This window comes from Collinsella sp. AF08-23 (assembly GCF_003479805.1).
Classification (GTDB): domain Bacteria; phylum Actinomycetota; class Coriobacteriia; order Coriobacteriales; family Coriobacteriaceae; genus Collinsella.
In genome coordinates this window covers 46,410-68,150 of the sequence record NZ_QUHV01000002.1, presented here as the reverse complement: position 1 = coordinate 68,150, position 21,741 = coordinate 46,410, and the positions used below count along the sequence as shown (strand labels likewise).

Annotated in this window: 22 protein-coding genes and 3 tRNA genes; 7 read left to right on the top strand and 18 right to left on the bottom strand. The window is 62.1% G+C overall.

Translation table 11 applies throughout. The features are described 5' to 3' along the window. Window positions 1–132: 132 nt before the first annotated feature. Window positions 133–795: an HAD family phosphatase gene (locus DWV48_RS01640; protein ID WP_118652800.1), complete on the bottom strand. Its 663-nt coding sequence runs from the start codon at window positions 793–795 to the stop codon at window positions 133–135. Window positions 796–922: 127 nt separating this feature from the next. Between DWV48_RS01640 and DWV48_RS01635 the strand changes: the two genes are divergently transcribed. After that, complete coding sequence (locus DWV48_RS01635; protein WP_118652798.1) at window positions 923–1,789, top strand: ATP-dependent sacrificial sulfur transferase LarE; 867 nt, start codon at window positions 923–925, stop codon at window positions 1,787–1,789. Between the two features lie 47 nt (window positions 1,790–1,836). Here DWV48_RS01635 and DWV48_RS01630 read toward each other — a convergent pair whose 3' ends face one another. The 12 genes from DWV48_RS01630 to DWV48_RS01575 all read right to left on the bottom strand — a co-directional run bounded on the left by DWV48_RS01630 (window position 1,837) and on the right by DWV48_RS01575 (window position 11,328). After that, window positions 1,837–2,175: a P-II family nitrogen regulator gene (locus DWV48_RS01630; protein WP_118652796.1), complete on the bottom strand. Its 339-nt coding sequence runs from the start codon at window positions 2,173–2,175 to the stop codon at window positions 1,837–1,839. A gap of 62 nt (window positions 2,176–2,237) precedes the next feature. Continuing rightward, on the bottom strand, window positions 2,238–3,512 hold the full coding sequence (locus DWV48_RS01625) for an ammonium transporter (RefSeq protein ID WP_118652794.1): 1,275 nt from the start codon (window positions 3,510–3,512) through the stop codon (window positions 2,238–2,240). Window positions 3,513–3,872: 360 nt separating this feature from the next. Further along, window positions 3,873–3,949: transfer RNA gene (locus DWV48_RS01620), tRNA-Arg, on the bottom strand. Window positions 3,950–4,171: 222 nt separating this feature from the next. Further along, window positions 4,172–4,248: transfer RNA gene (locus DWV48_RS01615), tRNA-Arg, on the bottom strand. 244 nt (window positions 4,249–4,492) lie between these two features. After that, the gene (locus DWV48_RS01610; RefSeq protein ID WP_118652792.1) at window positions 4,493–4,843 is read right to left on the bottom strand and encodes a hypothetical protein; all 351 of its coding nucleotides are present in this window, start codon (window positions 4,841–4,843) and stop codon (window positions 4,493–4,495) included. 197 nt (window positions 4,844–5,040) lie between these two features. Continuing rightward, complete coding sequence (locus tag DWV48_RS01605; protein ID WP_118652790.1) at window positions 5,041–5,487, bottom strand: hypothetical protein; 447 nt, start codon at window positions 5,485–5,487, stop codon at window positions 5,041–5,043. Then, a complete protein-coding gene (gene anmK / locus DWV48_RS01600) occupies window positions 5,487–6,659 on the bottom strand; it encodes an anhydro-N-acetylmuramic acid kinase AnmK (protein WP_118652788.1) in 1,173 nt (390 codons plus the stop codon). Before anmK ends, DWV48_RS01605 begins: the two co-directional genes overlap by 1 nt. An 8-nt stretch (window positions 6,660–6,667) precedes the next feature. After that, entirely contained in the window at window positions 6,668–7,573 is a 906-nt protein-coding gene (locus DWV48_RS01595; RefSeq protein ID WP_118652786.1) for an N-acetylglucosamine kinase, read from the bottom strand. Window positions 7,574–7,575: 2 nt separating this feature from the next. Then, entirely contained in the window at window positions 7,576–8,670 is a 1,095-nt protein-coding gene (locus tag DWV48_RS01590; RefSeq protein ID WP_118652784.1) for a DUF871 domain-containing protein, read from the bottom strand. Window positions 8,671–8,799: 129 nt separating this feature from the next. Beyond that, complete coding sequence (locus tag DWV48_RS01585) at window positions 8,800–10,113, bottom strand: PTS sugar transporter subunit IIC (protein WP_118652782.1); 1,314 nt, start codon at window positions 10,111–10,113, stop codon at window positions 8,800–8,802. Between the two features lie 54 nt (window positions 10,114–10,167). Continuing rightward, a complete protein-coding gene (locus DWV48_RS01580) occupies window positions 10,168–10,470 on the bottom strand; it encodes a PTS sugar transporter subunit IIB (protein ID WP_118652780.1) in 303 nt (100 codons plus the stop codon). 12 nt (window positions 10,471–10,482) lie between these two features. After that, window positions 10,483–11,328, bottom strand: coding sequence for a MurR/RpiR family transcriptional regulator (locus tag DWV48_RS01575; protein WP_118652778.1), 846 nt, complete (start codon window positions 11,326–11,328; stop codon window positions 10,483–10,485). 399 nt (window positions 11,329–11,727) lie between these two features. Between DWV48_RS01575 and DWV48_RS01570 the strand changes: the two genes are divergently transcribed. The 3 genes from DWV48_RS01570 to DWV48_RS01560 are packed head-to-tail and all read left to right on the top strand — an operon-like array spanning window position 11,728 to window position 14,485. Further along, window positions 11,728–12,063, top strand: a complete 336-nt coding sequence (locus tag DWV48_RS01570; protein WP_233546032.1) for a PTS lactose/cellobiose transporter subunit IIA — start codon at window positions 11,728–11,730, stop codon at window positions 12,061–12,063. Between the two features lie 14 nt (window positions 12,064–12,077). Next, window positions 12,078–12,986 carry an N-acetylmuramic acid 6-phosphate etherase gene (gene murQ, locus DWV48_RS01565; RefSeq protein WP_118652777.1) on the top strand — a complete coding sequence of 303 codons (909 nt, stop codon included), beginning with the start codon at window positions 12,078–12,080 and terminating at the stop codon, window positions 12,984–12,986. Continuing rightward, entirely contained in the window at window positions 12,980–14,485 is a 1,506-nt protein-coding gene (locus DWV48_RS01560) for a glycoside hydrolase family 1 protein (protein WP_118652775.1), read from the top strand. The genes murQ and DWV48_RS01560 overlap by 7 nt, the downstream gene beginning before the upstream one ends. Before the next feature lie 284 nt (window positions 14,486–14,769). On the opposite strand, the gene serS is transcribed toward DWV48_RS01560, so the two are convergent. Continuing rightward, window positions 14,770–16,062 (bottom strand): serine--tRNA ligase, encoded by a 1,293-nt coding sequence (serS, locus tag DWV48_RS01555; RefSeq protein ID WP_118652773.1) that lies wholly within the window; start codon window positions 16,060–16,062, stop codon window positions 14,770–14,772. 172 nt (window positions 16,063–16,234) lie between these two features. On the opposite strand from serS, the gene DWV48_RS09240 reads away from it, so the two are divergent. Further along, window positions 16,235–16,402, top strand: a complete 168-nt coding sequence (locus tag DWV48_RS09240) for a DUF6724 family protein (RefSeq protein WP_199588828.1) — start codon at window positions 16,235–16,237, stop codon at window positions 16,400–16,402. On the opposite strand, the gene proC is transcribed toward DWV48_RS09240, so the two are convergent. Next, window positions 16,399–17,187: a pyrroline-5-carboxylate reductase gene (proC, locus tag DWV48_RS01550; RefSeq protein WP_118652771.1), complete on the bottom strand. Its 789-nt coding sequence runs from the start codon at window positions 17,185–17,187 to the stop codon at window positions 16,399–16,401. The two genes, DWV48_RS09240 and proC, sit on opposite strands and share 4 nt — an antisense overlap. A gap of 150 nt (window positions 17,188–17,337) precedes the next feature. On the opposite strand from proC, the gene DWV48_RS01545 reads away from it, so the two are divergent. After that, the gene (locus DWV48_RS01545) at window positions 17,338–18,402 is read left to right on the top strand and encodes an acyltransferase family protein (RefSeq protein ID WP_118652769.1); all 1,065 of its coding nucleotides are present in this window, start codon (window positions 17,338–17,340) and stop codon (window positions 18,400–18,402) included. 168 nt (window positions 18,403–18,570) lie between these two features. Here the strand turns inward: DWV48_RS01545 and DWV48_RS01540 are convergent, their stop codons facing one another. Then, on the bottom strand, window positions 18,571–18,990 hold the full coding sequence (locus tag DWV48_RS01540) for a hypothetical protein (protein ID WP_118652767.1): 420 nt from the start codon (window positions 18,988–18,990) through the stop codon (window positions 18,571–18,573). 134 nt (window positions 18,991–19,124) lie between these two features. Continuing rightward, on the bottom strand, window positions 19,125–20,105 hold the full coding sequence (locus DWV48_RS01535; RefSeq protein WP_199588826.1) for an SPFH domain-containing protein: 981 nt from the start codon (window positions 20,103–20,105) through the stop codon (window positions 19,125–19,127). A gap of 225 nt (window positions 20,106–20,330) precedes the next feature. Here DWV48_RS01535 and DWV48_RS01530 point away from each other — a divergent pair, with 225 nt between their 5' ends. Further along, on the top strand, window positions 20,331–21,389 hold the full coding sequence (locus tag DWV48_RS01530; protein ID WP_118652765.1) for a hypothetical protein: 1,059 nt from the start codon (window positions 20,331–20,333) through the stop codon (window positions 21,387–21,389). A gap of 223 nt (window positions 21,390–21,612) precedes the next feature. On the opposite strand, the gene DWV48_RS01525 is transcribed toward DWV48_RS01530, so the two are convergent. Next, window positions 21,613–21,697, bottom strand: a tRNA-Leu gene (locus DWV48_RS01525). Window positions 21,698–21,741: the final 44 nt, after the last annotated feature.

The window sequence follows — 21,741 nt, the reverse complement described above, 5'->3', positions numbered from 1 at the left end:
TACCTGCGGTTTTGTCAAAAGGGGAACTCTGTCTACTCGCGCGTCGTCAATTTAACCCCGCATTTGCGTATTTACCGAGCGCGCCATTAGGGACAACCCCCAATGGCGCGCGCATTGCCCCGTCGGTGCAATTTATCCGTTCACGGCGGCAATCGCGGCGGGCAACTCATGCAGGCTGCCGAGGATCGCCGTGCACATGGCCTCAATCTCGCTGGTGGGCGGCACCATGTCGGGAATCATGAAGACCCGCGCGCCGGCGGCGTGACCAGAGCGGACACCGTTATGCGAGTCCTCTACCACCGCGCAGTTGGCCGGCTCGACGCCCATACGTTCCGCCGCCAACAGGAAGATGTCGGGTGCCGGCTTGCCGTTCTCAATCTCGTCGCCCGTGGTCATCGTGGCGAACATGTCGAGCAGCCCAAAGCGCTCAAGACGCGGAATGGCCTTCGCGCGGTAGGTTGAAGTTGCCAAAGCGAGCGGATATCCGGCGGTGCTCAGCTCCTCGAGCGCCTCGCGGGCGCCGGGCATCAACGTGAGGTCCGTCTCGCAAATGCGATCAAAATGCACGTGATGCAGGCGGAAGCACTCCTCGGCGAGAGCCTCATCTCCATGCAGGTGATTCGCCACCAGGGCATGCACCGATGGCGCGGTGCGGCCAATGAACGACTGGGTGAGCGCATCGGGGAGCTCGAATCCCAAGTCGTGGGCGGCGAGCTTCCACGCCGCCTGACTCACCCGCTCGGAATCGACGAGCGTGCCGTCCATGTCAAAAAGAATCGCTTGAATGGGCTGCATGGCTCTCCTCTTAACGTCAGTCTCGCACGGCGCCGAGAACATGTCGATATGATGCGAATTGAGATGCGAAGCCATCAACCTCGCCCTCGGCAAGCATTGTAACGGCTCGTTGGGTAAGATACCTTCCATGAGCACAAGAATCGACATACCAATATCGATTTGCAGCGACGAGAAGATGCAACGGCTTATCGAGCTGCTTCGGTCGTACGAAAGCGTCGCCATCGGATTTTCGGGCGGGGTGGACAGCACCTTCCTCGCCGCGGTCTGCGTGCGTGCGCTGCCCCCGAGCCATGTGCATCTCATTCACCTCGATACACCCCTGGTGGGAACGCCCGAGCGCGCATCGTTCGAACGAGAGCGGGAGCGGTTTGAGCGCCTAGGGGCCCATGTGGTCAGCATCGCGGTCGATCCGCTTTCGGATCCCACCGTGGCGAAGAACCCCGCAGATCGCTGCTATCACTGCAAGCGCTTGGGATTCCAACGCATCATGGATGCCGCGCATGAGCTTGGAGCGCACGTGGTCCTGGAGGGCAGCAATGCCGACGACGTCGGAGACTACCGCCCCGGCACGCGCGCCGTGCGAGAACTTGGCGCGAAATCCCCCCTCATGGAAACAGGTTGGAGCAAGGCAGAGGAGCGCGAGGTGCTGCGCGCCTGGGGGCACGAGGTGTGGAACCTCCCGGCAGGAGCCTGTCTGGCAACGCGTGTCCCCTGTGGTGAAATCCTCACCGCGGAGAAGCTTCATGTTGTTCAAGCCTGCGAGGACTACCTGCATAGCCTGGGGTTTGAGCAGGTCCGCGTGCGCTTGGACGCCGGCACGGAGCGGGTGAGTCTCGGCGAGGATGAGCTCAAGGCGACGCTGCTCCAAAATGCGCAGACAGGAGAGCACGCGCTGCCACAACGCATCATTGACGAACTCGGACGACGGGGCGCCCAAAGGGTCGACCCCATCGTCCGAGCATACATTCACGGCGAAGGTAACGGCAAAGCATAACGACCTGCAGCGGAGCGCAACGCTCCTACCCGCAACGCCCAGAGCCGCTACAGCGCGGCGGGCCCGTGTTCGCCGGTGCGGATGCGAATGACGTCCTCCACAGGGGTCACGAAGATCTTTCCATCCCCGACCTCCCCCGTTCGAGCTGCATCGCAAATGACCCGCACTAGATCATTCACCTGCTCGTCATTCACAACGATTTCGAACTCGACCTTGGGGATGGTGTTGAGAAGGACTTCGGTGCCACGCACGTACTCCTTCCAGCCGTGTTGGTTGCCGCAGCCCTGTACCTGAGAGATGGTCATGCCGCGAATGCCCTTATCGAACAGCGTCTCCTTGAGGACCTCGAGCTTGTCCTGACGAACAACAGCGGTCAGTTTCTTCATGGCTACTCCTATCGTTTCATTTATACGCGCCGGTTAGCGAGCCAAACGAGCTCGCAGCAGGTCTAGTCCAAGCCCGTGAAAGCGGGATAGGCGCTCTCTCCATGCTCGGAGATATCCAGGCCCAAAGCCTCCTTAGACTCCTCAACGCGCAGGCTGCCACCGCAAAGAGCCTTCACCACAAACACGATGGCAAGGTCGAGAACGAGGACGATGGCGACCGTGACCACAATGCCCAGGACCTGCGCGACGAGCAGCGTGGGATCGCCGGTGTAGAGCAGACCGCCAAAGGACGTCCATGACAGCTCGGGCACGCAGAACAGGCCGGTGAGGATGCCGCCAACGATACCACCAATGCCGTGGCAGCCAAACGCGTCAAGCGCGTCGTCGTAGCCGAAACGGGCTTTGAGGTGCGAGATCGCGAAGTAGCACACCGGCGGGACCGCGGCGCCAATGATCAGCGCAGCCCAGGGCTCGACGAAGCCCGCGCTCGGCGTGATGGCAACCAGGCCTGCCACCAGGCCCGTGCTGGCGCCCACCAGCGTGGGCTTTCCCGTTGCAAGTCGCTCCACAATCAGCCACGACACCAGGCCCGACGCACTTGCGGTGACGGTGTTGAGCAACGCGAGGGCGGCAACGCCGTCGGCGGCAAACTGCGAACCGGCGTTGAAGCCAAACCAACCGAACCACAGCAGACCAGCACCGAGGGCAACAAAGGGCACGTTGTGCGGACGGTAACTCATGACACCGAAACCGCGACGGCCGCCCAGTGCGATGCAAAGCACCAGACCGGTGAGGCCGGAGGAAATGTGGACCACGTCACCACCGGCGAAGTCGAGCACGCCGATCTGCTCGCCAATCAACGAGCCTTCGCCGCCCCACACCATGTGTGCGAGCGGGGCGTACACAACCAGCACCCATATGCCCAGGAACAGCACGATCGCCCTGAACTTCATGCGGCCGGCAACGGAACCGGTGATAATCGCCGAGGTGATCATGGCAAAGGCCATCTGAAAGGCGATGTTGACGATGGCGGGATAGGTGGCATCGACCGGTGGGTTCACGGCCTGCTCGAGAACCTGCTGGACAACGGGCAAGCAAAGCAGCTGGTCAAAACCGCCGAAAAACGAGATGGATCCGTCTCCGCCATACGCGAAAGACCAGCCGGCGAGGATCCAGAGCACACCGACGACACCAATGACCACAAAGGTCATGAGCATGGTGTTGGCGACGTTCTTACGGCGGGCAAGACCCCCGTAGAAAAATGCGAGACCTGGGGTCATAAGGAAGATGAGCATGGTGCAGATGAGCATGAAGGCCGTTGAACCGGTGTCGAACATGGTATCCCCTAACAATCCGGTTTTGCGTACATAACCTGGTGGACCGGTCGCGCCGGACCACATTGGCCCACGGCGCAATTGCAACTTGGCCATCATGCCACCCGGAACGCTCAGGACTGGCGCGAGACCCACTCGTTAACGTATAGATGCAAAGGGGAAACAGCCCTGTCAGCATTCTGAAACAGGCGTGCAACTCCCGAAACTAGGCTGAAAAGGGCATGTAATGTGGATAAAGATCAACCTTATTACTAAAGCCGAAGCGATATGCGGTCCGAGGTAAATGGGCACCCAAGACGCTCGCAACGCAAACGTTGTATAAAAAACCCGGGCCGCTTATACGACCCGGGTCCTCATTTCGACTGGTGCGGCGTACAGGATTCGAACCTGTGACGTTCTGATTCGTAGTCAGACCCTCTATCCAGCTGAGGTAACGCCGCAACGCACGGAATATATTGCCACGCGCCCATGGCGGAGTCAAGCACTAAACCTAAAATCTTTTCGACGGAGGCAACCCCAGCGGCGACTTCGGTTGCAACGATAGGACGGCGGTGTTGGGCCACGGCCTCAAGCCATCACGACCCCACCCTCTCATCCTTTTCACAGCGATGCCACATTAAAAAAACCCGAGCCGCTTAGACGACCCGGGTTCTCATTTCGACTGGTGCGGCGTACAGGATTCGAACCTGTGACGTTCTGATTCGTAGTCAGACCCTCTATCCAGCTGAGGTAACGCCGCAACGCGAAGTATATAGTGCCACCAATCATGCACCCCGTCAAGGATTCTTCGCCACTTTTTCAGATTCCTGAAACTAGCAGCTATTCCTCGAGCTTGCAAAAGACGCCGATGCCCAAATAGGGAGCGACATCAAAATGCCCCGCTTCCCATCTTCAAAAACAAGACGTAGGCGATAGCCATCCAAAGGCTCCACCTCGACCACGTCAACAAGCTCAGGCATATCCATTCCCCCTTTCCTCTCCCCTCAGCGCGCAATCGCGGCCTCGAGAACGGTGTACGGGACCGCCAAACGGCGCAGGAGGGCACGCAGGCGCAGGAAGCAGTCGTAGCCCGTGTACTCCAGCCGGAGAATCGCCGGCAACTGGTAAGGCTCATCCACATGGAAGTACTCCATAAGCGCGTCGAGTTCCGCGGGTTCCACCACCGCCTCGATGCGATGCGGCGTCTCCTCAAAGCACCACTCGGTAAGCGGGCCATCGCTTTCCTGCATCACCTCCAACGCGCCCTCGGGCGTCATTGCGCACTCGATACGCAGTACCTCCTCATCCTGGTCGCTCTCAAACAGCATCGCTCCGCAATCAAACAGATCTAGCATCGCCACTCCCCTTTCAACTCGACCGCTCTCCTCGTCATCTAGTTTACCCAATAACGGAACATTTGTTCGTGGAACTTCTGTTCGTATTCGATGGAGAGCGCCGAGGTTTGTCCGGACGCCGTGCTACTCCCCCAAACAAAAACGGCCGCCCGAAGGCGACCGTCGTTCAACACGTGAAATGTGTTGGGGCTGCCCGTCTACACCATGATGCCCCGGAAGAACAGCAACCAGCACAGGAGCGTGAGCGACGCGAGGGCGACCGCGAACGTAATGAAAAACCCCTGGCAGAGCCCGCGCTTTGAGTCGAGGAAGAACCGGGAGAACGCGAGCGCGCTTGCCGTCAAGACCGGCGCGGCGCAGGTCGTCGAAAGCCCGATCCCAACACCCGCCTTTGACGCGAAAAATGGGATGACGATTGTTCCCAGCAAGACTGCCCCACCCAAAAGGAACGCACTCTTGAATGTAAACGGGACGGAACCCGTTGCCGTCACCTCGTTCGCCAGATCCTCGGGCATGACACCTACGAGCTTGGCTGACTTCTGGACGCTCTGCTTTGCCTCGGTGCGCAGTCTCTCGGCATCTTTGCGCGACGGGTCCGCCGCAGTCCCACGGGCGGCGATCTGCGCCTTGGTCTTTCTACTCATTACCTGCTCCTCGGGGGATTGATAACACTACCCAGCACAACCGACTCACACGCGCCGGTGGCGGAGGGAACATTTGAGGGGCGCCCGCTCAGCGTCTGGTTGCCCAGCACGGCGAAGGCGACCGCTTCTTTCGCGTCGGAAGAATAGCCCAACTCGTCTTGCGTGCACACATGTGTATTCGGCATGCGGGCCGCGATACGCGTCACGAGCGTGGCGTTGTGCGCGCCACCACCGCCCACAATCAGTTCGTCGAGCTCCCCGTCGAGCCTCGGGGCAACGAAACGCTCGCAAGCATCCGCCACACTCGCCGCGGTGAACTCGGTGAGCGTGGCGACTGCATCCTCGGGGTCCATCTGGGGGTGCGCCGCAAGGAACTCCTCAACGAACTGCATACCAAACATCTCGCGACCGGTCGACTTGGGCGGCTCCATGCCAAAGAACCCATGCTTGAGCAACTCGGCAAGCACGCCCTCATCCACGCGTCCGCGCGCCGCGACACGCCCGCCCTCATCATACTCGACGCCGAACAGACGACGGCATGCCTCATCAACCGCCATGTTGCCCGGGCCGGTGTCGAAGGCGAACACGTCGCCCGCACGGCTCCCGCGCGGCAGCACGGTGACGTTCCCGATGCCGCCGATGTTCAGCAGCACGCGGTTGTGTTCGGTCGAACCGTACAGCACGATCTCGGAGAACGGCACGAGGGGCGCGCCTTGGCCGCCGGCAGCCACATCCATGGCGCGGAAGTCATACGCCACGCGGATGTTATGGTCGAAGGCGATCGCGGCGGCATCGCCCAGCTGCAACGTTCCGGCATGAAAGCGGCTGCCATCCGCGTAATCGCGCGATGCACCCGGCTCGTGCCAAATCGTCTGACCATGGCTGGCAACGAACGCGACATCACCGGGCGCAACCCCGGCCTTTTCGCACACCGCGGCGACCGCACGTGAGAACAGGTGGCCCAACTCGGCATGGAGCGAGCACAGCAGACGCGAATCCCCGCCCCCGGGCGCCACCGCCTCCAAAATCCGAGCCTTCGTGGCATCGGGCATGGGATAGGTGATGAACTCGCGCAACTCTACACGCGTGGACTCGTCCACGCCGTCGATATCCACAAGGGCACAGTCCACGCCATCCAAGCTGGTGCCGGACATCAATCCAATCGCTAGCATGGCGCCTCCTACTCCCCAAGTCGCTGGCGCAGGATCAGGCAGGGACCCGCCGCAGGCCCGAACACCGGCTCGACAAGCTCAAAGCCCTCGGGCAGCGCACGGCGCAATGGCGAGAACAGCAGCTCGCCCGCTCCCTCGAACACGCCGCCCACATACCCCACGGGAACGTACTCGCCGTGCTCAAACAACCCCCCGACGGCGGCGGAGGCGATTTGCGCCAACTCGGAAGCCGCGCGCTCGTACACGTTCAATGCAAAGGGATCCCCCGCCAGAGCGGCGTCACGCATCACGCTCGTGAGCGATGCCACCTTCGCGCGCTCGCCCCCCAGCTCATCACGGACGTACAGGATCAGGTCGGAAGGCTCGGAAAGCCCCAGCCGCTCCATCACGACATCAAACAGCGTGCCTCGCTCATCGCGTCCATCGGCTTGGCGGCTGAACAGACGCAGCAGCTCGCGGCCGATCCACCAGCCGCTCCCCTCGTCACCGATCTGATAGCCCCAGCCTCCGGCGCGCTGCTCCCGCTCGCCGCGGACGGCGTAGGCGATTGAGCCCGTCCCGCAAATGACCGCGACGCCATCGCGCACAGCGAGGCTCGAGGCCCAAGCGGCGCGCACGTCGTTCACCAGCTCGAATGGGCGCTCACCGGCGACCGCGCGCACGACCTCCTCGATCGAGGCGCGGATGCGGGGGTCCTGACCGTAGCCCGCTAGGCCAAAGCCAATGCCCACCTCGTCACCAGCTGCCGCCGCGAGCGCCTCCACGCCCTCGGCGAGCACCGCGCGCATGCCGTCGTAGCCCACCTGACCGGCGTGGCACGTGGGCAGGCGCAGCTGCTGCAGCATGTTCATGTCGTTGTCGTACAGCTCGAACAGAGTCTTGGTACCCCCGCCGTCCACGCCGATCCACTGCATGCCTAGCACGCCTCCCTAAAGCGGAACTTCTGCCACGGGCGAATCGTATCGAGCAGGAAGTGCTCGATGTCGGGCACGTGGCCCACCACGGAGCTCTTGCCGCTGTTCTCCATATCGGAAAGGGCGATCTGCAGCTCACCGGCATAATGACCGTATTCACTGCTCTCGATGACCACGTCGCCGCGACGGATTGTGGCAGGGGCGTTGAGGACCTTGAACTCGTGGCCCTTGTACTTGACGCGACTCTGCGTGGAGCGCAGAAAGTTGACCGAGACATCGCCGCGGTTGAAGTGTAGCTCGTCGAGCACGATGGAGCGCTCGACCTCGGGCAGACCCTCGATGAGTTCAACGTCAAAGCACACGAGGTTGCGCGGCAGGTCCTTCAAAATAGCGAGCTCCTCATCGCTCGGATAGCAGTTCGAGATGATGACGTCGTCGATGGTGCCCATGGAGATGAAGTGCTCCACCTGCAGGTGCAGCGGCAGGTGCCGGTGCATCTCAAGCGTGGGCAGACCGTCGGTCACGGGCCAGTTGGCAAACGTACCACTCGCCTGGGACGTTACGAACGCGGCCGTCTGCAAGCCATGGCGGCGGAAGTTCTCGGTGCACTTGGTAAAGTGCTCCAGCGTGAGGCCGGAGTAGTTGTGTGGATAGAAGTTGTGACACCCCACCAGGTGATTCGTGTCGGGACAATAATCCATGATGGTGTCCACGTAGTGGGTGTCGTTGCTCATGTTAATCTCGACGAGCAACCCTTGCGGGTTGAACGTCATGAGCGATTCCTCGCTGCCACTAAAGCCCATATCCAGGCGAATGCCGTCCGCGCCGATCTCCTTGAAGAACGATAGGTCCTTATACGACACGCCAAGCTCGTCGAACACGCGCGGATTGCAGTCGAGCATGACCTCAAAACCCAGCTCGTGTGCGCGATTGTTCATCTCGATGTAATCGCGCTTGAGCGTCTCGCGGTCATCTTCGACCGAAAGCAAACAGCTAAAGATCCGCGAGAAACCCGCCTTGGCCGCGCGCTCCATATAGGCGAACGTTTCTTCCCTGGTGGCCTTTTCCGGATAGATGGAGATACCCAAGCGCTTCATGAGGTTCCTTTCGTCTATGCGGGCGAGCCGCACGGCGCGCCTACGAGGTTCAAAACAATAACGGGTCCCGAGCTACCTTGTGCCCGGGACCCGTGCGATGGCTACACAGCGGTCACGTTATCGCTCGCGCTACGCGACGTCGGCGGCGGGCTGCTCCTCGAGCGAACCCTCCTCCTTGAGCTGCTGCTTGTCGTACATCTTGACAAACGGCAGATAGCAGAGGACGGAAATGATGATCAGGACAATGCACAGCACCGAGGCACGCCAGTCGCCTCCGGTGGCCAGGTAGGCACCGATAGGCCCGGGCAGGGTCCACGGGGCGGTCACGATCACCTGGTTCACGAGACCCATGGAGGTCACGACCCAAGCGATGACGGCGCAGACCATGGGCGTCACGATGAACGGGATCGCGAGGGTGAGATTCAGCACGATGGGCGTACCGAAGATCAGGGGCTCGTTGATGTTGAAGATCGCCGGAACGACGGCCAGACGGCCAAGATCCTTGAGGTACTTGGAGCGGCAGACGGTCACGAGCAGCAGCGCGAGGCCGATGGTGCAACCCGAGCCGCCAATCCAAATGAACCACTGATAAAAGGGCTCGGCGGAGATGGCGGGCAGGGCGGTACCGGCAGCACCAGCGGCGACGGCGTTGGCGTTCTGCTCAAGCAGGGTCAGCCACAGCGGACGGGCAATGGAGCCCACAATGGACACGCCGTGGATGCCGAAGAACCAGAAGAAGCAGGTAAGGAAGACGATGAGCAGGACACCCGGAAGGGTGTCGGTGGCGCTCACGAGCGGAGCGATCAGCGTGGAGACCGCGGTGTGCCAGTTGAAGCCCACGAAGTACGTGAGCGAGCCGATGATCAAGATCACGATGAGCGTGGGCGTAAGGGCCTCGAAGGAGCGAGCAACCGACGGGGGAACCTGCTCGGGCATGGTGATCTTGAACTTGGAGTTGTTCGTGAAACGGAACACGTTAATCGCGATGAAGGTCACGATCATGCCCACGAACAGGCCGCCGCCACCCAGGTTGGCCATGGGCAGCACAAAGCCGGCAACGCCAGCCTCGGCCTCAGCGGCAACGTTGACCGGGGTGAAGGTCAGCAGGAACGCCATGACGGACAGGATACCGCCCGAAACGCCGTCCAGGTTGTAAGAACGGGCGAGGCTGTTACCCATGCCAAAGACCGCGTAGAGCGCCATGATGTACATGGTCATGCGGTAGGGCAGCAGAATCGTGGCCGCGTTGCCGGACAGGAACTTGTAGATCTCCCAGTCCTGGGGCAGCGGCGGCATGGCAACGATCAAGAAGAACGAGCCAACGATGATGAGCGGCAGCGCGGAAACAACGCCGTCGCGCACGGCAAGCAGATAGCGGTTTCCACCGAGCTTGCTCATGATAGGCCCGAGAGACCTATCGAGGAACGCTTGGAATTTGTCCATGTGTTCGCATCCTTTCTTACTCAAGGGCACTCGACTGCCGAGCGCACGTGGGCCTTAGCTCAAAATCTCATCGACCTGCTTGAAGATGTTCTCGCAGCGAGCCATCGCGTAATCCTGGGGCTGCATGGCGGCAACCGGGATGGACACCTTGGCGGCGATGCCGCCCTTCTGATAGGCGATCTGCGGGCCGAGCAGGATGACGTCGTACTCGGGTGCCTTGTCCTGGCACACGCCCATGGCGCAGGCATCGACCTTGAGGCCAAAGCCCTTCTCCTCCGCGTACTTCTGCATCTTGGTCATCAAGATGGTGGTGGACATGCCACCGGAACAGACGAGCAGGATCTTGTAGTCCTTCATGGTAACCACCTTTCACTGGTGCTTTCGGATCTGGTTTTTCTCCAATACCTCCGAAAAGCGCTCATAGTTGCGATTGACGAATGATTTGAATAGGATATCGATGACTCCCAGCTGGCCGATGCGCGATGCCATGGCGGCGGAGCGCATGAGCGGTTCGGTCGATCCGACAAAGAGGATCTGGTCGGCGCTGCGCGTGAGCTCAGACTCAAAGCCAGCGCCGGTGATGGCGATCACCTTGCCACCTCGCTCGTGAGCCAAGCGCGCACACGTGTTAACCTCATCGGTCGAACCCGAATAGCTAATCGCAATCGAGAGGTCATCCGGACCGCTATTCGAGGCATACAGCAACTGCCCATGCCAGTCGTCAATCAGGTTGCAGTTCACCCCAATCCTCAAGAGTTTGTAGTGCAGGTCGCGAGCTGAGAGCAGCGATGCCCCCATCCCGAACAGGTTGATGGTGCGCGCGGCTTCCATAAGGTCAACGCATGTGTCGTACACCTCGGGATCGTTGAGTTTGCCCACCAAGCGCAACGAGTCGACGTTGCCCCTCGTGACCTTCTCGATGGTCTGCCGCGTCGTGTCGGTGGGCGCCAGATCGTCGATCTTGGACAACTCGTTCTCACGTAGAAGCGCTAGATCGTATATGAGAAAACGTTGGAACTCCTTATATCCCTTGAGGCCCAGCTTTTTACACATACGGGTGATGGTCGACGGGGAGGCGAACGTGTATGCCGCCAGCTCGTGGATGCTCAGCCCAGAGATCTCTCCGGGTGCCTCGAGAATCCTCCCGATCAAGTCGCGCTCAGCCGGGCTTGCGCTGTCCTTATGCTGCTTTAAACGTACCAGTAGGCTTGCCATGGGGCGTACCTCCAACCTGTAAGGCCATTGTAGATAGTGAAAATTATTTGTCAGCTATAAGCATGGTACAAGAAATTTAATTTCAATTTCTGACACGAATGGGCCGTAAACGGTTGAAAATCGCCGGCTGTGGAGGACTCGCGTGACATGTTTTACCCTCAACGGCAAAAGCAACCCGCTAGCGTGCAATCGGAAAAGTCGGTGAACGATTTTGCCTATACCACCGTTTACGTGCGGTTTCGTTATGGTAGATGCCATGACGAAACATGTGAGCGCCGGATGGGGCCACAGCGTTTGACTCGCCTTCGACCGTCCTTGTCGGAGTTTTGCGCATGGTCTATCTTCAACACGAACCCGCATGCGGGATAGTAATGCACACCCCAAAGAAAGGCCCCTCACATGAACGAGCCGACCGAGACCTCCCCCGAGATGATCGCCTTTGGCCTGATCGCGCAGGCGGGCGATGCACGCAGCAAGGCCTACGAGGCGCTCGCGCTCGCCAAGCAGGGCGACTTCGCCGGCGCGAAGGAGCTCATCGAGCAGGCGGAGGCGTCGGTGCTCGAGGCGCATCACATCCAGACCTCCCTGCTCACCAAAGAGGCGAGCGGCAACCACACTGAGGTCAACGTGATGCTTGTGCATGCGCAAGACCATCTCATGACCGCCATCCTCGCCAAGGAGCTCATCGCCGAGATGATCGAGATGTATCAGGCCATGGGCAACCTCAACCAGTAAAGGACGCTCAAAAAATGGTAGACCTCTCCAAACTCACCACCGAACAGCGCAACCCGCTCACCCTTGAGCTCGACACGTTCAGCCCGCTTGAGATCGCGCAGGCCATGAACGCCGAGGACGCCAACGCGGTGAAGGCGGTCGAGTGCGTGCTGCCGCAGGTGGCGCAGGCGATCCAGTGGGCCGCCTCGTGTCTTGCCGACGGTGGCCGCATCATCTACCTGGGCGCGGGAACAAGCGGGCGCTTGGGCGTGCTCGACGCGGTGGAGTGCCCGCCCACGTTCGGCGTCGACAGCGACCTGGTGGTCGGCCTCATCGCCGGCGGCGAGGACGCGTTCGTCAAAGCCCGCGAAGGCGCCGAGGACGACACCTCCCAGGGCGAGGGCGATCTACGCGCGATCGACCTGTGCGAGCGTGACTTCGTGGTGGGCCTCGCCGCGAGCGGCCGCACGCCGTACGTGATCGGCGGCCTCACCTACGCGCGCGAGCTCGGCTGCAAGACGGCGGCCGTAGCCTGCGTGCCCACATCGCGCATCGGAGAGGTGGCGGAGCTCGCCATCGAACCCGTAACGGGCCCGGAAGTTCTCACCGGCTCTACCCGCCTCAAGGCCGGTACCGCTCAAAAGCTGGTGCTCAACATGATCTCGACCGGCGCCATGACGCTCACCGGCAAGGTGTACCAAAACCTCATGGTCGATGTGAAGCAAACCAACCAGAAGCTCCACGCACGCGCACGTAACATCGTGATCGAGGCTTGCGGTTGCACGCCCGAGGCGGCAGCTGCCGCCCTCGAGGAGGCGAACGGCAGCGTCAAGCTCGCCGTCACGAGCATCCTGCTCAACCTGCCCGCCGCTCAGGCGGCCGAAGCACTTTCCGCCTCGAACGGCCATGTTCGCCAGGCACTCGAAGGGCGCTCCGCATGCTAGCCGAGCGCGATCGCAAACTCACCTCCCTGCCTCGACCGGCGTCCTCGCGCGCACTCTTGTGGGGCGGCGCCACGGCGAGCAGTCAGTACGAGGGAGCTTTTGCCGCCGGCGGCAAGGGGCTCGACACACAGGATGTGCGCCCCTACCTGCCGCGCACGAGCGATGCCACCACGGCAACCCGCCTGCTCACTCGCTCGGCTGTCGAGCGCGCCAAGACTGATACCCGGGGCGCCTATCCTTTCCGCACGGCATCGGACGGCTACCATCATCTGGAGGAGGACATCGCCCTGCTGCAGGAACTCGGCATAGACATCTACCGGTTTTCAATCAGCTGGGCACGCCTGTTCCCCATGGGCGATGAGCCCGAGCCGAATCCCGAGGGGCTCGCCTACTACGACCGTGTGTTCTCCGCCGTGCGCAAGGCGGGCATGAAAGTGTTCCTCACGCTCACGCACTATGCCCTGCCCTTGCACCTGGTCGAAGCCTATGGAGGCTGGACCAACCGAGCGCTCATCGACCTGTACGCGCGCTTTGCGCGCGTGGTGTTCGAGCGCTGGGGCGACGCCATCGATTATTACCTGCCGTTCAACGAGATCAACGCGGGCTACTTTAGCCCCTGGAACGGCGTGGGCCTCATTAAGCCCGAGGACGGCGAGTACAACCAGTCCGACGTGTTCCAGTCACTTCACCACCAGTTCGTAGCGAGCGCGCGCGTTATCCAGATGCAGCGTGAAATCGCTCCCGCCTGCCAGTCCGGTTGCATGGTGGCCGACTTTTGCTACTACCCGCACACCTGCTCACCCGAGGACAACCTCAAGACAATCCGCGAGGAGCAGATCAACCAGTGGCTCGCGGTAGACGTCCTCGCCCGCGGGTACTACCCCGGCTACATGGACCGATTCTTTGCCGAGCACGGCATCCTCATCGAGCTTGGCGAGGATGACTTGGAGCTGCTAGAGCGCCACACCTGCGATTTTGCGAGTATTTCATACTACCAGTCGAGCGTGTGCTCCACGAGCGAGACGGCCGAGCACACCGCGGGCAACCTCGTGTGCACCGTCAAGAACCCGTATCTGCAGGCCACCGAGTGGGGCTGGCAGATCGACCCCGTGGGCCTGCGCACGGCGCTCAACAAGCTCTACGACCGTGTGCGCAAGCCGATTTTCATTTCCGAGAACGGCATGGGCGCCCGCGATGTGCTTGAGCGTGACGGCGGCGGCAAGCCCGTGGTACACGACCCGTACCGCGTCGATTACCTGGCACGTCACTTTGAGCAGATCGACGAGGCGGTCGCCGACGGCGTAGACGTGATCGGCTACATCATGTGGGGCGTCATCGATATCGTGAGCGCCGGCAGCTGTGAGATGGAGAAGCGCTACGGCGTGGTGTACGTGGATGCCGATAACCACGGCAACGGGTCCTTCGAGCGCATCAAGAAGGACAGCTTCGCCTGGTACCGCGACTTCATCCGCGCGCGACATGAGGGCACAACGCGCTAGCGAACGGGCCCCTTTTGCCCGACCTCCTTAAAGCGGGTCGCCCGGGCACGTGTTTTCTGAACCGCCTCCCATTTCTTGGACACGAGAAATGGGAGGCGTCTTCATGACGTGCGACCTGAGGGCACAATACGGCGAGGTGCTGAAGAGGAGGGGCTGCGGAGCCGTTCGCCGATGGCCACGGCCATACGAGCATCGCGGGCCTCCTTGGGGCGCCGATGCGAACGGTGAAGGGCTGGTTGCGCATATGGCGCGCCGGCGCTCCATGGGAGAAGATGGCCGCCCCCCTACGCCAGCGGCTCGATCTTCTCGATGCCGCCCATGTAGGGGCGCAGAACCTCGGGCACCGTGATGGAGCCGTCGGCGTTCTGATAGTTCTCCATAATGGCGGCCATGGTGCGACCGGTGGGCAGGCCGGAGCCGTTGAGCGTGTGGACGAAGCGCGTGCCCTTGAAGTTCTCGGGGTCGCGGTACTTGATGTTGGCACGGCGGGCCTGGAAGTCGCCGCAGTTGGAGCAGGAGGAGATCTCCTTGTAGGCGTTATAGCTCGGCAGCCAAACCTCGATATCGTAGGTCTGACGGGCAGAGAAGCCCAGGTCACCGGTGCACAGGCTGATCACGCGATAGGGCAGGCCGAGCTGCTGCAGGAGGTACTCGGCCTCGGCCACCATGCTCTCGAGCTCGTCGTCGGACTCCTCCGGACGGGCGAACTTGACCATCTCGACCTTGGTGAACTGGTGCTGGCGAATGATGCCGCGCGTGTCGCGACCGGCGGAACCGGCCTCCTCGCGGAAGCACGGGGTGCCGGCGGTATAGCGCAGCGGCAGCTGGGAGGCATCGAGCACCTCGCCGGCGTGAAGATTGGTGAGCGCGACCTCAGCGGTGGGGATCAAGAACTGGTCCTCGCCAGTGTGGTAGGCATCGTCCTCGAACTTGGGCAGCTGGCCCGTGCCGTACATGATCTCGCGGTTCACGATCACCGGCGGGATGAACTCCTTGAAGCCACGGGCGATGTGGGTGTTGAGGAAGAAGCACTGCAGCGCGCGGTCGAGCGTCGCGCCGGCACCGGAGAGCACGGTGAAGCGGGCGCCGGAGAGCTTCGCGCCGCGGTCGAAATCGAGGATACCGGTCTCGGTGCCCAGATCCCAGTGGGCCTTCGGCTCGAATCCCTCGGCGGCGAAGTCGCGGGGCTCGCCCACGCGACGGCGCTCGGGGTTCTCGTTCTCGTCCTTGCCCACGGGGGTCGCCTCGCAGGGAATGTTGGGGATGCGGGCCATGAAGTCGGAGACCTCGGCGTCGAGCTCCGAGCGGCGGGCGGCGAGACCCTCGATCTGCTCGTTGACCTGGCGTACGGCCTCCTTGGCGGCCTCGGCCTCCTCGCGCTTGCCCTCTTTCATGAGCATGCCGATCTTCTTGGATTCGGCGTTGCGGGTCGCCTGCAGGTCCTCGACCTGCGAGATGACGGAGCGGCGCTCCTCATCGAGCGCGAAGAAGCGGTCGCGGTCCCAGCTGCCCTGGCGGTTCGCCATGGCGACGTCGAGCACCTCGGGGTTCTCGCGTACAAACTTGATGTCGAGCATGATTCCTCCGTACTTCTCTCTCGTAAAGCCGTTACCGCAGCCCGGGAATCTGGACCGCAGCACGGCGATTCATCGCAGGGAAACGCGATGTGATGCATGTTGATGCATTGCAAGTATATACTGGTGCCCGTTATAACGACAGGCGACCCAGCCAAGAAAGCAGGACGTAACCATGGATGAACTGTTCAATTTTCTCTTTGGCACCCGCACGGGTGTTGCGGTCCTGTTCTTTGCCGGCGTGCTGATTTTCGCCATCGTCGCCTTCGTGCTCGAGAAGCGCACGCACAAGATCTACGTCGACCGAGGCTCCAGGCCCGACGACGAAGACGGCCTCTTCTAGCCCTCGATCACGTCGATGGCGCGGATGAAGGCCGAGCGCATACCCGCCGCCTCGAGCTCCGCCACGCCCTTGATGGTCGTGCCGCCGGGCGAGCAGACCGCGTCCTTCATGGCACCGGGGTGCATGCCAGTCGCCAGCTGCAGCTTCGCCGTTCCGGCAACCATCTGGCTCACCATCTCATAGGCGATCGCGCGGGGAATCCCATGCTTCACGGCGGCGTCCGCCAGCGACTCGATCACCATGGCGATGAACGCGGGCGAGCAACCGCCCACCGTGCCGGCAACGGAAAGCAGGCGCGTCTCGACCTCGATGGGCGAGCCGAGCAGGCCGAGCAGGGCGAACACGAGCCCGTGCTCATCGGCAGTCAACGTCGAAGCCTTCTCGCAGGCGATCACGCCCTCGTTGATGGCCACGGGCGTGTTGGGAACCGTGGACAAGTGATGGGCCCCGGGAATCACGTGCTCGTAATCCGTGCACTTCCAACCCGCCGCCACAGACAGGATCGCCTTGCCCTCGAACGCGTCGGTAAGTGGGGCGAGCACCGACTCGATCATATACGGCTTCACCGCGATGACCACGACGTCAGACGCCTCTACAACCTGCCGGGAGGTCTCGCACGCCTTCATGCCGCGCTGCTCACAGCGGGGCACCAGCGCCTCGTAGCGGCCGGCGCAGGCGCACATGTTGCCCGCCGGAACCGCGCCACTCGCGATCCAGCCGTCCGCCATGGCGCTCGCCATGTTTCCGAATCCGATGAAGCCAATCCTCGCATCGTTCACGTTCATGCCGAAAACCAATCTTGTCGTGCGCTCTTCGCGCGAGCCCGCACTCGCATGGGGCCGTCCATACACATATGCAGATATCTTACTCGCACGCCCCAGCAAGGTGCGTTCACGCTAGGATTGTGAACGCGAGGTGTCAGAAAAGGGGAATGCATGGAGGAGCACAGCTTGGCTCGCGCCAAGGCAACAGGCGGAGTCGGTTCGGATAGCGCGGATGGCGCCACATCGAGCCCCGAAGGGCGCATCGCCCTGTTCGACAACCTCAAAGGACTCCTCATCATCCTCGTCGTGCTCGGCCACATCGCCCATCCCGTGCACAACACCAATCCGGTCCTCAGCTTCGCCTTCGACGTTGTCTACCTCTTCCACATGCCGCTCTTCGTGCTGATGTCCGGCCTGTTCGCAAAGAGCGCATATCGCAACGGCAAACTCAAGATCAATCGCATCATCTCGTTTATCGCCCTGGGCTTTGCCTACCAACTCGCCCTCGCACTCATAAACGGGGCAAAACTCACGCCGCTGCGCATCTGCGCGTTCACCTCGGCGCCGTGGTACCTCATCTCCATGGGCTGCTGGTATGCGATGACACCCGTGCTCGCCCGCCTTGGGACGGTGCGCGGTATGGTGGCCTCGATTGCGATCTCCCTGCTTTCGGGCCTGGTGGACACCTCGAGCGGCTTTCTTGCCATCGGGCGCACGTGCGCTTTCCTGCCGTGCTTCGCCCTCGGTTACTACCTGCGCCCCGCAACCGTCGCGAGCCTGCATGGACGCAACATACCATGGCCCGCCCTCTGCTTTGCGGGGGTCGTGGTGGCAATGCGCCTCATCGACACGGATTCATACAGCTGGTTCTTCCCGATGGTCTATGGAGACAACCCATATGCAAACGGGCTTTTTGAGGGAATCGCCCAAAGGCTCACCGCCTTCTTGATGGGTGCCCTCATGTCACTGGCCGTTCTCAAACTCGCGCCCACCGCCACAGGTTGGCTCACCACCCTCGGCAGGCGCACGCTCCAAGTCTACGTACTCCATCGCCTCGCCCGGGCATGGCTGACCTTCCATACGCCCCTGTACGAGTTCGCATGGATGGACGACCCGTTCGCCGGCACCGCCGTGATCGTGGTCCTCACCGCCGCCACCGTCGCGCTGTGCTCGGCACCGCAGTTGGAGCGGCCGTTCGCGAGGCTCCTCTCGATCCGCTGGATTCGCGGCGAATAAACCGCCCGACGCCCCCGAGGACCCAGCACCACATGGGGAAGTCCCGATCGGCGCATCGCGGAAATCCGACATGAAAAAGGGGCGCCCGCAAACCGCGCGGACGCCCCGAACCGAACCGCCCCGGTGCACCTTAATGCACCGGGGCGGATGTACGGCGGGAATATGGCCTCAGTGCCAGGTATCGTGCTCCTTCTTGACCTTACGTGCGAAGAAGAGGATCGTGAGCGCCTCGAGCACGCCCACAACGAGCAGCACGGCATTCGGAGCGTCGATCTTAACAAAGCCCTGCCACGACCAGAACAGCACCGCAACGGCGCTCACCGCCAGTGAGCCAAAGGCCGTGACAATCGACGTGCCGCTGCGCGACGGCACGTTGGACGCGCGCATGCCCATCAAGCCCATCACCACAAAGCACAGACCCGAGACGCCGGACACGCCCATGTACAGCGGCGCGGCGTCGGTCCCCGAGATCGCCGTCCCGCCGAACAGGCCGGCGCCGGCGACCGCCAGGCCGAATGTCCACATGGCGAGTCCCGTGATGGCCGCCACGATGGCCACAAGCTTCAACATCTTTCGCGAGCTGCTCATCGCTTCCCCTCTCTCTTCAGGCGAAAGGGCCGGATCGTCGGCCCCCTCTTGCAATCATGATGGCTTATACCCAGTTTACCTGCATGCGGGTATAATGCGCCTGCCCCTTTGCGCGCCGTGCACGCACGCGCATCCTAACCCCGCGGCTCCACCGGGGGCACGGGAGGCGCTGCGGGCACCGGGGCCGAGTCGTTCGCCTGACTCGCCGCCAGCATCTGCTCGAACATGCCCGCGCTCTGCGTGAAATCGGTGGGCAGCACCACGGTGCTGGCGCGACCGCTCTTGGCGAACTCATTCATCATCTCGGTCCACTGCGTGAACATGAAGAGCTGGTTGGCCTCATCGTTGCCCACGCCCGTCTCCTGGATGGTCTCGAGCGAGTCCTTGATGCCGATGGCAATGGCCTTGCGCTGGTTGGCGATGCCCTCGCCGGCCTTCTCCATGGCCTCCGCCTCCGCCTTGGCCTCGGTGACGCGGCGGATGCGGTCCGCCTCGGCGAGGTCCTGCGCTGCGGCCTTGGTGCGCTGCGCGGCGTTGATCTGGTTCATGGAATCCTCGACCTCGGCGGGCAGCGCGATCTTGGTGATGAGCGTGCTCACCAGGGTGAAGCCGTAGGCGTCCATCTGCTCGGACACGGTGGCGTTCACGTCCTTGGCGATGTCGTCCTTCTTGGCGAAGACCTCGTCGAGCGTGTAGACGGGAATGGAGGAGCGCAGGGCGTCGGTGATGAAGTCGCGCATCTGGGCGACGGGCTGCTGGAGCATGTAGTAGCTCTTGTACACGCCGGATTCGATTGGCTGCGTGCCCATCTCGTAGCTCACGTGGTACTGCGCCGAGACCTCGAGCCCGATGGTGACGTTGTCCTCAGTCTTGACGTCGATGTCGAAGCCGTTCTTCATCGTGCGCAGAGAGACCGTCGCCGCCTTGCGGTCGACGAAGGGGATCTTGGCATGGAAGCCCGCGGGCACGATACGATGGAACTTGCCCAGGCGCTCGATGATGACGGCGTGCTGCTGCTTGACCACGAAGAACAGATTGCCGGTGACGACGCCGACGATTAAAAAGATCACCAGCAAGCCGACGAGACCGCCGAGAAAGTCGAAAATGAAGAACATGTCCGATCCTTAGAACGAAGGGTTCGTTGGGAGCATAATACCCGCTCGCCGTTCACCCCGTTCCCACATACCGCCTGTTTCCCGCGAACGGCGGGAGAGCGGCCCCCGCGGCGGCGGGCGGTATACTGGGCCAGCCGGGGGTCACTCGCCGCACCGCGCCCGCACCATCGAGGCTCGACGGCGGCACCGCCCCACGGCGCCCCGCACGCATATGAGGGAGGGCCCATGGCACGACGCAGCAAGCACGACACCCAGGTCGACCCGTTCAACGCCGGCGAACCCACCCTCCCGTGGGATGAGCCCGACGCGCCCGATCTGCTCGCAGACCGTCACCATGCCGAGGATTGCGCGTTTGGAGAAGAGCCCTACACCAGCCCCACCAAGATGCGTGACAACTACAGCGCTCCAGATTCCGACGCGCCCAAAAAGCCGAGCGGCGATGGGCTAACCCCACGCCAGCGCAAACAGGCCGCCCGGGCAAAGGCAAAAAGCGAGCGCCGCGCCGCAAAGGCAGCCCCCAAGGACACGACGAAGCCGCGCCGCGGCAAGCGATCGGTCTTTAGCCTGATCATCATCCTCATTGCTCTGGTCAATATCGTGCCATCCCTGTTCAGCACGGCATTTGACCTCGTTAGAGACGTTACGGCACCGTTGGCATCCCTCCTTGAACCCGAGCCCGAGATCGATTTCGACTCGGACCCCATTGGCCCGGATGCGCCGCAAGATGGCGACAGCTCCGGCGATGCGTCCGGCTACGAGCTCGATGAGCAGGAATGCATCGCCCTCGTAGACGAATACCTAAGTGCCGAGCTCGTCAGCGACCACACACGCGACCTGCTAGTGAAAACACTCAACGCAGATTGCGATAGCGCCCTCCTCGGCACCTGTGAAGAGCTTGGCATCGATGCCCAAGCGTGGGCGGACTGGGAGATGAGCCATCTCTCGTATACGATCGACTCCTGCTTTGTGTATACCGAGGACAACACCGCCACGGTCTATGTGAGCTACACGACGGCCGGCGGCATTTTTGAGCTCCAGGATATTTACGATGAAATCGACCGCTACCTCAAGGACATTGACGCCTGGGACGAAGAATGGAACCTCCGCCCACTGAGCGATGCAGAGAAAACTAAGGTCGGAGACATGTTCACCGAGGGAATGGCGGACATCGACGCCGAGCAGGAGACGTTCTTTGGGAGCGAGCTCGTCCGAAAAGACGGCGAATGGGCCATCGACGAAGATGCCATGGCCGAAACGATGAGCATGGTTCTCGGCGTCTGGTAAAACCACAACGGCCCCGTCACCGGGGGCCGATATCGCGCTGGTAGGGGCGGTGGGACTCCGCGTGCGGCTCCGCCGCCCGCGCCCCGCTTCGGGCCCCAGCGGCCCTCGCGAGCTCCGCTGGAAAACGGCGCGGCCGTTTCCTCAGCTCCGCGCCCTCTCGGGTTCGAGTCCCCGCAATGCGCCCAAAACCACAACGGCCCCGTCGCCGGGGCCGATATCGCGCTGGTAGGGGCGGTGGGACTCGAACCCACAATCCCGAAGGCCGAAGATTTTAAGTCTCCTGCGTATGCCAATTCCGCCACGCCCCCATGCCGGGAAAGTGTACCACGGTGCGCCTCGCACGGGCATGTAC